At 30.4% G+C, this 12,053-nt stretch carries 11 protein-coding genes; 7 read left to right on the forward strand and 4 right to left on the reverse strand.

The window, feature by feature from the left end; all coding sequences use genetic code 11:
* The first annotated feature begins 121 nt into the window (after window positions 1–121).
* Entirely contained in the window at window positions 122–1,042 is a 921-nt protein-coding gene (locus KO494_RS12740) for an AraC family transcriptional regulator (protein ID WP_215967998.1), read from the forward strand.
* A gap of 1 nt (window position 1,043) precedes the next feature.
* On the opposite strand, the gene KO494_RS12745 is transcribed toward KO494_RS12740, so the two are convergent.
* A complete protein-coding gene (locus tag KO494_RS12745) occupies window positions 1,044–2,402 on the reverse strand; it encodes a sodium:alanine symporter family protein (protein WP_215967999.1) in 1,359 nt (452 codons plus the stop codon).
* Between the two features lie 88 nt (window positions 2,403–2,490).
* Between KO494_RS12745 and KO494_RS12750 the strand changes: the two genes are divergently transcribed.
* The gene (locus tag KO494_RS12750; RefSeq protein WP_252730391.1) at window positions 2,491–3,597 is read left to right on the forward strand and encodes a heparan-alpha-glucosaminide N-acetyltransferase domain-containing protein; all 1,107 of its coding nucleotides are present in this window, start codon (window positions 2,491–2,493) and stop codon (window positions 3,595–3,597) included.
* A 135-nt stretch (window positions 3,598–3,732) separates the two neighbouring features.
* On the opposite strand, the gene KO494_RS12755 is transcribed toward KO494_RS12750, so the two are convergent.
* Together KO494_RS12755 and KO494_RS12760 are read right to left on the reverse strand one after the other, a co-directional pair.
* Window positions 3,733–4,683 (reverse strand): phosphoribosylaminoimidazolesuccinocarboxamide synthase, encoded by a 951-nt coding sequence (locus KO494_RS12755; RefSeq protein ID WP_215968000.1) that lies wholly within the window; start codon window positions 4,681–4,683, stop codon window positions 3,733–3,735.
* 219 nt (window positions 4,684–4,902) lie between these two features.
* Entirely contained in the window at window positions 4,903–5,859 is a 957-nt protein-coding gene (locus KO494_RS12760; RefSeq protein WP_215968001.1) for a PhoH family protein, read from the reverse strand.
* A gap of 123 nt (window positions 5,860–5,982) precedes the next feature.
* Here KO494_RS12760 and KO494_RS12765 point away from each other — a divergent pair, with 123 nt between their 5' ends.
* The 5 genes from KO494_RS12765 (at window position 5,983) to KO494_RS12785 (ending at window position 11,418) form a co-directional block, all read left to right on the forward strand.
* Window positions 5,983–6,819 (forward strand): S-adenosyl-l-methionine hydroxide adenosyltransferase family protein, encoded by an 837-nt coding sequence (locus tag KO494_RS12765; RefSeq protein WP_215968002.1) that lies wholly within the window; start codon window positions 5,983–5,985, stop codon window positions 6,817–6,819.
* A gap of 39 nt (window positions 6,820–6,858) precedes the next feature.
* Window positions 6,859–7,155, forward strand: coding sequence for a putative quinol monooxygenase (locus KO494_RS12770; RefSeq protein ID WP_215968003.1), 297 nt, complete (start codon window positions 6,859–6,861; stop codon window positions 7,153–7,155).
* A gap of 81 nt (window positions 7,156–7,236) precedes the next feature.
* Window positions 7,237–9,627, forward strand: a complete 2,391-nt coding sequence (gene gldG, locus KO494_RS12775) for a gliding motility-associated ABC transporter substrate-binding protein GldG (RefSeq protein ID WP_215968004.1) — start codon at window positions 7,237–7,239, stop codon at window positions 9,625–9,627.
* A gap of 126 nt (window positions 9,628–9,753) precedes the next feature.
* The gene (dnaN, locus tag KO494_RS12780) at window positions 9,754–10,872 is read left to right on the forward strand and encodes a DNA polymerase III subunit beta (protein ID WP_215968005.1); all 1,119 of its coding nucleotides are present in this window, start codon (window positions 9,754–9,756) and stop codon (window positions 10,870–10,872) included.
* A 183-nt stretch (window positions 10,873–11,055) separates the two neighbouring features.
* On the forward strand, window positions 11,056–11,418 hold the full coding sequence (locus KO494_RS12785) for a hypothetical protein (RefSeq protein ID WP_215968006.1): 363 nt from the start codon (window positions 11,056–11,058) through the stop codon (window positions 11,416–11,418).
* Window positions 11,419–11,482: 64 nt separating this feature from the next.
* Here KO494_RS12785 and KO494_RS12790 read toward each other — a convergent pair whose 3' ends face one another.
* A complete protein-coding gene (locus tag KO494_RS12790) occupies window positions 11,483–12,031 on the reverse strand; it encodes a hypothetical protein (protein WP_215968007.1) in 549 nt (182 codons plus the stop codon).
* Window positions 12,032–12,053: the final 22 nt, after the last annotated feature.

The following is a 12,053-nucleotide window of genomic DNA, read 5'->3' on the forward strand; positions in this document are numbered from 1 at the left end:
ATTATCTTTATTTTTGATAAAGTTATTTTATCATATTCTAATTTTATTGAACATAATTATTATATTCTTGAACATATCTATTATTTCAACTAATACACATTAAAATTTTGTAATATTGAGTATGAATTCCGTTTTAAACAAGCATAAAAGCACCAGAAAACTAACTAGTTTGGTAGAAAATAGAACTACCTATAATGCAGATTATGCTGAGCTTAATATATTTGAAACGCATGCAGTTGCTGAAAAAATATCACTAACTTTTAGCTTTCCTATTATAGCAAGTATGCTTACCGGAAAGAAAGTCATGCATTTGGAAGGCTTTGCTCCTTTTGACTTTTTTCCTGGAGAATCTGTAGTAATGCCAACCAATAAGGAAATGGTTATTGATTTTCCTATAGCAACAAAAGAGAAACCAACACAATGTTTAGCTTTAGGAATAGATACTTCTAAAATTAATGAGGTGGTTGAAAAATTTAACCAGCAGGTTGCTATTGAAAACGAAAACAATAAATGGAGTTTAAACGAAACTAGCTCTCATTTAATAAACAATGCAGATGTAAATCATTTAATTGAAAGATTAACCTACACCTTTACCAATAATAACAAATCTAAAGATGTGTTATTAGATTTAATGATTCAAGAATTAATAGTAAGACTGCTGCAAACAAAGGCAAAATCTTTAATAATAAATGATCCGCTTCAAATTTTTAATGATACCAGAATAGGTACTGTTATAAAGTATATAAAAGACAATTTAACCAATAAAGATATTACTGTAGATTTGTTAGCAGAGAAAGCACACATGAGTACTTCTCATTTTCATAAGCAGTTTAAAAACACCTTAGGGATTTCACCAATTGATTACATTAATTCTGAAAAAATAAAGTTTTCTAAAAAACTTATTAAAGAATCTAAAGATTTTAGAATGTCTGAAATTGCTTTTAAATCTGGTTTTAATAATACGAGTTACTTTAACAGACAATTTAAAAAGATGGAGTTAATGACGCCACAACAATTTAAGATGTCTATTAATAAAGCTTAATTTATTCCATACGTTTAAAATACAGTTTTGCTTCTTTCACTACTTTTGGTGCTAAAATTAACGTTGCTGTCATGGTAGGAATTGCCATAAGGGCAAACACACCATCAATTAAGTTTATCATTAAAGCCAAAGAGGTTGTTGCACCTAGAATAATACTTAATATATAGAAATAGTTATAGTAATGTTTGTTTTTTTCTCCTATTAAAAACGATAAACATTTACCACCATAATAGGCATAAGAAAACAAGGAAGACACGCTAAAAACCACAATACAAATTAGCAATAAATATTTACCATAAAGTGGCATTGCATTACCAAAAGCATTTGCTGTAAGACTAACCCCATTAGCTTCTGTTGTTTGCCATACTCCTGTTACTAAAATAGCTAAAGCGGTAAGTGTACAAACTACCAAAGTATCTATTGCAGGACCTAACATAGCCACAAGACCTTCACGTATTGGCTCATTGGTTTTTGCTGCTCCATGAGCTAAAGGAGCTGTACCAATTCCTGCTTCGTTTGAAAATGCACCACGACGAACACCAAGAATAATTAATCCTCCTAAAAGACCTCCTAAAAAAGTATCTCCTTTATAGTTTTCTGCAGCAAAAGCATCTGTGAAAATAAGTTTCAAATAAGTTGGTACCACTTCTGCATTAGCAAATAATATAATAAGAATAAGTGCAAAATAAAGCAACACCATACTTGGCACCAATTTAGAAGCTACTTTGCTAATTCTATTTAATCCTCCTAAAATAACTACTGAAGTAATACTTACCAAAATAAGTCCTATAATTAGATTAGAGGTAAAGTCTACTTCTACTCCGTTGGGTTTTAAAACAATATCGTTAATAGCTTGTGTTAACTGGTTCACGTTAAAAACAGGCAATGCACCAATTAATCCACAAAGACTAAAAAATACTGCTAAAGGTTTCCATTTTTTACCCAAACCTTCTATTATAAAATACATGGGACCACCTTGCGTATTGCCTTCACTATCTTGCCCTCTGTACATAATTGCTAAACTAGAAGTAAAGAATTTTGTAGCCATACCAATAACAGCGCTAATCCACATCCAGAATACTGCTCCTGGACCTCCAATAGAGATAGCAACAGCAACACCTGCTATATTTCCCATTCCTATAGTAGAAGATAACGCAGTTGTTAATGCTTGAAAATGTGATATTTCACCTTTATCTTCAGGATTATCATATTTACCACGAAGCACCTGAATAGCATGCACCAAATAACGAAAGGGCAAAAATCGAGATAAAAAAAGAAGATATAAACCACCTCCTATTAATAAAATTAATAATGGAAGACCCCAAACAAAGGAAGCGAAATCTGCTATAAATTGATTCATGAGAAAATTAAGAATAACAACCTGATTAAAACACTAAATATATTACTTTAGCTTTAGTTACTTTATAATTATTCAAAGATATTTAATATTGACCAACCCAAAAACCTTAAACGCAAATAGAATATATTTTCTAGATGCCGTACGTGCTTTTGCTATATTAATGATGCTTCAAGGGCATTTTATAGACACTCTTTTAAACCCTATATACAAAGACACTAACAACATAATGTATAATATATGGGTGTATTTTAGAGGGATTACAGCTCCTATTTTTTTTACCATTTCTGGTTTAGTATTTATGTACTTACTTTTAAAAGCTAAAGAAAAAGGCAAAGACAAAATAAGAATTAAAAAAGGTGTAGAACGAGGGTTAATGCTTATTGGCTTGGGATATTTATTACGAATACCTTTTTTAGGTTGGCTTTACGGAGATTTTAATAGCTACTTTTTAGTAGTAGATGTATTACAATGTATTGGGTTATCTTTATTAATACTTATAGGTTTATATTTATTATTTAAAAAAAACACCCAAGTTTTATCATTAGTTTTTTTAAGTATTGGTTGTCTCTCTTTCTTATACGAACCCATATACAAAGGTTATACTTTTGATTCTTTACCGCTACTATTAGCTAATTACGTTACAAAAACTAATGGTTCTATTTTCACTATTATTCCTTGGTTTGGTTTTGTGTCTTTTGGAAGTTTATTAGCTATTTTATTCTTTAAGCATATTCACAAAAAATATTTTAAACTAATTACTATCGGTTTATTATTTAGTTTTGGTTATATATTAATTGAATACTCTTCTTGGGTATTAATACAACTCTACAATTTAACAGACATACCTATTTTTAAAGCTTCAGCATATTACAATTATTTGTTTACGCGTTTAGGAAATGTTTTTGCAATATTTGGTTTGTTTTTTTGTTTAGAAAACTATTTAAAACAAGCTATAATTACTAAAATTGGTGAAAAAACCCTCTCTATTTACTGTATTCATTTTGTTATTATTTTTGGAAGCTTTAGTGGTATTGGCTTAAAACATTTTTATTACCATAGTTTAACACCAACACAAGCTATTGCTGGAGCGCTTATATTTATTGTTGTAGTTTGCTTGCTATCTTTTTATTATGTAAAATCTAATGCTTTTGTTTACCAGCAATTTCGCAGGCTTTATTTTAAGATAAAAGGTTAAGCAGCATAAAAACCAGCTACCTAACCCCTAATTTTAGTAAAGAAAAGGAATACGCCAACAAATTTGCTAACGCAAAATAAAAGCAAATAAAAAAGCCAGTAATGTTTACTGGCTTTTTTTATTATGGAAATTATATTATTGTTTTAAATATGCTAAAACATTTTTTTCTATACGCTCTTGAATATTAGTCACGTCTGCTTTAACAAAGGTTTCTCCCATGATTTTTTCATAAAGCTCTATATAGCGTTCTGAAACGGTTTCAATGTACGCATCTGTCATCTCTGGAACGGTTTGCCCTTCTAACCCTTGAAAATTATTTTCTATTAACCATTGGCGCACAAACTCTTTAGAAAGTTGTTTTTGTGCTTCGCCTTTATCTTGACGATCTTGATAGCCATCGGCATAAAAGTAACGCGAAGAATCTGGTGTATGTATTTCATCTATTAAAACAATTTTTCCGTCTTTAGTTTTACCAAATTCATATTTAGTATCTACCAAAATTAAGCCACGAGAAGCTGCAATTTCTGTTCCTCTTTGAAATAATTTTCTAGTATAATCTTCTAAAACAATATAATCTTCTTCACTTACAATACCGCGTTTTAAAATATCTTCACGTGAAATATCTTCATCATGATCACCCATTTCTGCTTTGGTTGCAGGAGTAATTATAGGCTCTGGAAACTTATCGTTTTCTTTTAAACCTTCTGGCATTGCAACACCACAAAGCATGCGTTTTCCTGCTTTATATTCTCTTGCAGCATGACCAGACATATAACCACGTATTACCATTTCTACTTTAAATGGCTCACATAAATAACCAACTGCTACGTTAGGATCTGGTGTTGCTGTTAACCAATTTGGCACAATATCTTGAGTAGCTTTCATCATACTTGTTGCTATCTGGTTAAGTATTTGCCCTTTGTAAGGAATTCCTTTTGGCATTACTACATCAAAAGCAGATAGTCTATCTGTAGCAATCATTACCAATTCTTGGTCATTAATATTATAAACAGCTCTTACTTTACCTTTGTATAGGCTTTTTTGGTTAGGAAAATTAAAGTTGGTATCTGTAATTGTGTTGTTCATTATTATTTTTTTGTTTGTTTGAAATGCTTAACAAGCGCAGCATAACATATAACTATTAATTGTGTTTGTTTTTTTATAAATTATGAATTCTGCATTGTTATACAGAATGACAAAATTAACTTTTTAGTTTTTATTTCTAGCCCTGATTGCAGCGGCATCCTTTTTTTATTTTTTTAAAAAAAGATATAGCGAAAAGCAGGTTCCTGGCTACTAAAAAAATTATGCTTCAATATTTTCAATATTTCTATATGCTGCAATAACTTTCTTTACAAGTTTATGACGAATTACGTCTTTATCATCTAAGTAAACCATGCCAATTCCTTCAATATCTTTTAGCACCAACAAAGCTTCTTTAAGTCCAGAAACCGTACGACGAGGCAAATCTATTTGCCCTGGATCACCTGTTAATAAAAACTTTGCGTTTTTACCCATTCTGGTTAAAAACATTTTCATTTGCGCGTGTGTAGTATTTTGTCCTTCGTCTAAAATTACAAAAGCATTATCTAAAGTACGTCCACGCATAAAAGCCAAAGGTGCAATTTGTATGGTTCCGTTTTCTATATATTGTGTTAGTTTTTCTGGCGCAATCATATCGCGTAATGCATCATAAAGTGGTTGCATGTACGGATCTAATTTTTCTTTTAAATCTCCAGGAAGAAACCCTAAATTTTCACCTGCTTCTACTGCTGGACGTGTTAAAATAATGCGTTTTACTTCTTTATTTTTTAATGCTTGTACTGCTAAAGCTACTCCTGTATATGTTTTTCCTGTTCCTGCAGGACCAATAGCAAAAACCATATCATTTTTACGTACTAGTTCTACCAGTTTTCTTTGGTTAGCGGTTTGTGCTTTTACAAGCTTTCCGTTTACACCATGAACTATTACTTGTCCGCTCTCTTTACTAGTATCATAATCTTCCTTACTTTGGCTTGTTAAAATACGTTCAATTACGTTTTCGTCTAGCTTGTTATATTTCCCAAAATGCTCCATAAGCATATAAAGCCTTCGGTCAAATTCTTCTAACAAATCTTCATCTCCATAGGCTTTAATTTTATTGCCTCTGGCTACAATTTTAAGTTTGGGAAAATACTTTTTTAGGAGTTCAATGTTTCGGTTCTGTGCTCCAAAAAATTCTTTTGGAGTTATTTCTTCAAGTTCAAGTATTAATTCGTTCAAAAGCGCATCGATTTAATTATAGTAATCTGTTCAATTTTATTAGATTTGTTTTCCAATTAGAAAGCTAAACAAACTTAATCAATTTTAAGGTGTTTTAGGTTAAAAAAATATCAACAATAATTCATGGCAATAATAACTTTAACAACTGACTTTGGAGAGAAAGATCACTTTGCTGGCGCGATAAAAGGAGCTATCTACAGTGAAATTCCAGATGTTAAAATTGTTGATATCTCACATTCTGTGTCGCCATTTAATATTCCTGAGGCTGCATATATTATTCAAAATGCGTATAGTAGTTTTCCTAAAGGGAGTATTCATTTAATTGGTGTAGACGCAGAAATAAACCCTGAAAACAAACATATTGCTGTAAAGTTAGATGGGCATTATTTTATTTGTGCTAATAATGGAATAATGAGTATGATTTGCGCCGAAATTGCTCCAGAAAAAATTGTAGAAATTAATATACATGATAAAATAGTTACTAGTTTTCCTGTTTTAGATGTGTTTGTAAAGGTAGCCTCACATATGGCTCGTGGTGGTACGCTTGAAGTAATTGGTAAGCCCATAACAGAAATTAAACCTATTACCAACATGCATCCTTTTGTAAATGATGAGAAAACACAAATTATAGGAAGCATTATTTATATTGACAATTACGGAAATGTAGTTACCAATATTAAAAAATCTTTTTTTGAAGAAATACAAAAAGGACGAGCTTTTGAAATTTCTGCTAGAAATTATAAATTTAAAACCATTAGCAAAAAATATAGTGACATTGTAAACTTTGATATTCCCGAAGAAAAAAGACATGATATAGGTCGAGAAGTTGTTGTTTTTAACTCCTCTAACTATTTAGAAATTGCATTGTATAAAAGCAATACAGAAACTGTTGGTAGTGCATCTACATTAATGGGATTAAAACTTAGAGACACAGTAACTATTAATATTAATAAAGTTTAATTATTTTTCGCTTTCGCGGAAAAAAAACAAAATACATTTATGTTTGTACGTATTGTAAAAATGAGTTTTGAACCTTCAAAAACAGAAGTGTTTTTAGAAAACTTTAATGAAAAGAAAGAAAAAATACGAAACTTTAAAGGTTGTCGTTTTTTAGAATTGTATAGAGACAAACAGCAAGACAATATCTTTTTTACCTATAGTTATTGGGAAACCGAAGCCGATTTAGAAAACTATAGACACTCTAACTTATTTAAAGATGTGTGGTCAAAAACAAAACCTTTGTTTAATGCAAAACCAGAAGCATGGAGTGTAGATAAACTCACTTCTCTTATGTGAGCAGTGAGCAGTGAGCAGTGAGCAAAAAAAACACTGTAATACATAAACAGATAATACATAAAGAAAACACATAAACAAAGTATGCTAGCAATACTCAAAAAAGAAATAAACTCCTTCTTCGCTTCACCAATTGGCTATTTGGTTATTGCCATTTTTCTATTATTAAACGGTTTATTCCTTTGGTTATTTAAAGGTGAATTTAATATTTTAGATAATGGTTTTGCAGATTTATCTTCGTTCTTTTTACTTGCTCCTTGGATACTTATTTTTCTTATTCCAGCAGTTACCATGCGTAGTTTTAGCGATGAGAAAAAGCAAGGCACTCTAGAACTTTTACTTACCAAACCTATTAGCAATATAAACATTGTACTTGGTAAATATTTTGGCGCATTTGTATTAATTTTAATCGCGCTTTTACCAACACTACTTTATGTATATACAGTATATCAACTGGGCAACCCTTTAGGTAATATAGATGTTGGTAGTACGCTTGGCTCGTATTTCGGATTACTCTTTTTAGTAGCTGCTTACATTGCAATAGGTGTATTTACCTCTAGTATAACAGACAATCAAATTGTAGCATTTATAACTTCGGTATTTTTGTGTTTTGTTTTTTATATAGGTTTTCAAGGTGTAGCAGACTTTATGTCTAGTAATTTTGTAGAGCAATTAGGTATGAGTGCACACTATAAAAGTATGAGTCGTGGAGTTTTAGACACTAGAGATATTGTATACTTTTTAAGCGTTACTGTACTTTTTATTTTTTTTACGGTTAGAAAAATTCAAACAAAAACTTTTATTAAAAGAAATTATATACTCTTTTTATTATTCCCTTTAGGGCTTTTTATTTTTAATGCACTTACTGCTAAAAGTGGTTTATACCAACGCTTAGATTTAACACAAGACAAACGCTATACTATTAGTGATGCAGCCTTGCAAATTGTAAATAAAGTAGAATCGCCAATTTTAGTAGATGTATTTTTAGAAGGCGAAGATTTCCCTACAGAATTTAGACGACTACAGTCTGAAACCAAACAATTATTAGAAGAATTTGAAGCAGAAAACGAAAACATAAAATTTAATTTTATAAATCCTATTGAAGACGAAGCTACTCGTGAGCGTAACATGCAACAATTAAACGACAGAGGTTTAATACCAATGCAATTAACGGTTCAAGAAAGTGGTAAATCTAGCCAAGCAGTAATTTTTCCTTGGGCTTTAGCAAGTCATGATGGTGTAACGGTTAAAATTCCATTAGTAAAAAATAAAATAGGAGCTACACAACAAGAGCTTGTTACAAACTCTGTACAACATTTAGAATATGCTTTTGCAGATGGTTTTAGTAAATTAATAAACCCTAAAAAAAGAAAAGTAGCCATACTTAAAGGAAACAATCAATTAGAAGACAAGTATATTTTCGACTTTGTAAAAACCATTGGTGATTACTACTTTATAGCTCCTTTTACCTTAGATAGTGTTGCTAGTAATGCACAAAAAACAGTAAAAGCTTTAAGTGAATTTGATTTACTCATTTCTGTAAAACCAACAGAAGCGTTTTCTGAAAAAGAAAAATATGTGTTAGATCAATTTACCATGAAAGGCGGAAAAAGCCTTTGGTTAGTTGATGCTGTAGCTACAGAAAAAGACAGTTTATACAATCCTACAGGAAAAAGTGTTGCTATAGCCAGAGATTTAAACCTTACCGATTTCTTTTTTAAATATGGAGTACGTATCAATCCGTATTTAGTAAATGACCTCTACTCTGCTCCAATTACTTTAGCAATTGGAGAAGGTAGCCAATCACAGTTTCAACAACTACCTTGGTACTACTCACCATTAGTAAATGCAGAAAACAAACATGCTATTACTAATAATTTAAATTTAATAAAGTTTGATTTTGCCAACCAAATAGACACTTTAAAAAACAATGTTTCTAAAACCATACTTTTAAAAAGTTCTGTACTTACCAAATTAGATGGTACACCACGTGAGGTTAGCTTAGAAATGACACAAAAAGAACCAAACCCTAATGAATATAACAAAGGCAATCAAAACCTAGCTGTATTATTAGAGGGGGAATTTACTTCTGTTTACAACAATAGAATTAAACCTTTTTCACTAGAAAAAGAATTAAACAAAAGTATACCAACTAAAATGATTGTTATTGCAGATGGTGATGTTATTAAAAATGATGTTGGCAGAAACGGACCTCAAGAACTTGGTTTTGATAAATGGTCTGGACAAACATACGGAAACAAAGAATTTCTTTTAAATGCTGTAAATTACTTATTAGATGACAACGGACTTATAAACATTCGTACAAAAGAAATTGCTGTTGCGTTTTTAGATCCTAATAAAGTAGCATTAGAAAAAACAAAATGGCAGTTAACTAACATTCTGCTACCATTAGTTTTATTAGGGGTTTTCGGGTTTATCTTTAATTTTTTACGAAGAAAAAAATACGCCAAATAACATTTTATTACTGCATTAAATTACTTCTTTAGTAAGAAAAAGTTGTTAATAAGTTTGTTTCCATTTTCTCTAGGTTTAAGATATATTTGTATCTATTCAATATTGAATCGAATTAACGTATTATATATGAAATTTATAGTATCAAGTACCTATTTACTTAAACAACTACAAGTTCTTGGAGGTGTAATAAACAGCTCTAATACTTTACCAATTTTAGATAATTTTTTATTCGAATTACAGCAAAATCAACTTATAGTTTCTGCAAGTGACTTAGAAACTACCATGTCTTCTAAATTAGATGTAGAAAGTGATAACGAAGGAAGCATTGCTGTTCCTGCACGTTTACTTTTAGATACTTTAAAGACTTTTCCTGAGCAACCTTTAACTTTTGTTGTAGAAGAAAATAACACCATAGAAATTAGCTCTAACCATGGTAAATATGCCTTAGCATATGCAGATGGTGCTGAGTTTCCTAAAGCTGTAGCTTTAGAAAACCCTAGCGCTACAACTATTTCTGGTGATATTTTAGCAACAGCTGTAAGCAAAACTATTTTTGCTGCTGGTAATGATGATTTACGACCTGTAATGAGTGGTGTATTTTTTCAGTTTTCTACCGAAGGTTTAACTTTTGTTGCAACAGATGCTCACAAATTAGTTAAATATACTCGTGAAGATATAAAAGCTAGCCAAGTAGCAGAATTTATTATGCCTAAAAAACCTTTAAATCTTTTAAAAGGAATATTAGCTGCTAGTGATGAAGATGTAACTATTGAGTATAACGATTCTAACGCAAAATTTACTTTTGAAAACACAGAATTAGTATGTAGACTAATTGATGGAAAATATCCTAACTATGAAGCTGTAATACCAAAAGAAAATCCGAATAAATTAAGCATAGACAGAACACAATTTTTAAACTCGGTTCGTCGTGTTAGTATTTTCTCTAATAAAACGACTCACCAAATACGTTTAAAAATTGCAGGAGCTGAACTTAATATCTCTGCTGAAGATATTGACTACTCTAACAAAGCAGAAGAACGTTTAACTTGTGATTATCAAGGGGACGATATGCAAATTGGTTTTAACTCGCGTTTTTTAACAGAGATGTTAAACAACTTAACTTCTGATGAGGTACAGTTAGAAATGAGCCTACCAAACAGAGCAGGAATTTTAACTCCTGTTGACGGGTTAGATGAAGGAGAACAAGTTACCATGCTTGTTATGCCAGTGATGCTAAATAGCTAAAATCATTTTAATAAAATAAATAAAAAAAGCAATTCAAAAAGAATTGCTTTTTTTATGCAATTTATTTATTATTAGATTTTTAATTTAATTGTAAAATTATCTTATTACTTTTACAATAAGCAATAACCTACAGATTCCCTTAAATCTGGTTATTATCTTTTAATTATTAATTAATCCTAAAAAATGAATAGTAGAATTAAATTATTCTTACTTGTTATACTTTGTGCTGCGCAGTTTTCTTGTAAAAATGACGATAGTACATCTAGTATTGATAATGACTTTATTGGAGAATGGTTACGTAGCGATTTTACATCTAATTTTGAATATAAATTATACTTTAATCAAAACCATACAGGATCTATAATAAATCAAGTAACAACCCAGGATGGCATTATTTCTAATATTAACTCAATAGAATGGAATATTACCAATGACTTATTAACTATAACACAAGACGAAATAGTAACACTTACCACCTATGTGTTTACACCTAATGGCAATTTAGTTTTAGCTAATTTTTCGGATTTTGAATTTATTAAACAATAAACATTTTATATACAAAAGCGCATATAAATTTATATGCGCTTTTGATATTTCACCTCATTCTTTCTTAATCTAAACCATTACTTAAATTAATAAAATGACCTTCATAGGTTCCTGAAATTTCAACGCCATCGTTTCTTGTAAAATTAAGAGTTAAGCCTATAAAATCTTCTGTATAATTGGTTATAGTTATATTACCAGCTACAACTTCTAAATCTGGATTACTTCCACTTTTGTAAAACTGACTTATACCATTTTCAAATTCAGAATTTATAACATCTCCATCAACAATAAACTCCAAACTTGAAATAGCATCCAAATCATACGTTTCACCTAATGTAAGATCTGAATAACTAATTCTAGCTGTAAAATAGCCTACATTATTAAGAGTAGTACCATTTAAAGATGCCTCAATTTCTGCTTCAGTACTGCTTGTTAAACTTAAAAATACCGAGTTATTTAATGTAGGTTCTACAATTGCTGTTTTCATTTCATAAACCAATGTTTCTACCGTAATATTGTTTTCGTTACTAGAACCAGAATTATCATCATCTGATGAACATGACACACTTAAGATAGTTACAACTGCAACTACAAAATATTTTAAATTTTTCATTTTTTTACATTTTAAAGGTTAG

This window comes from Lacinutrix sp. C3R15 (assembly GCF_018860825.1).
Taxonomy (GTDB): Bacteria; Bacteroidota; Bacteroidia; order Flavobacteriales; family Flavobacteriaceae; genus Oceanihabitans.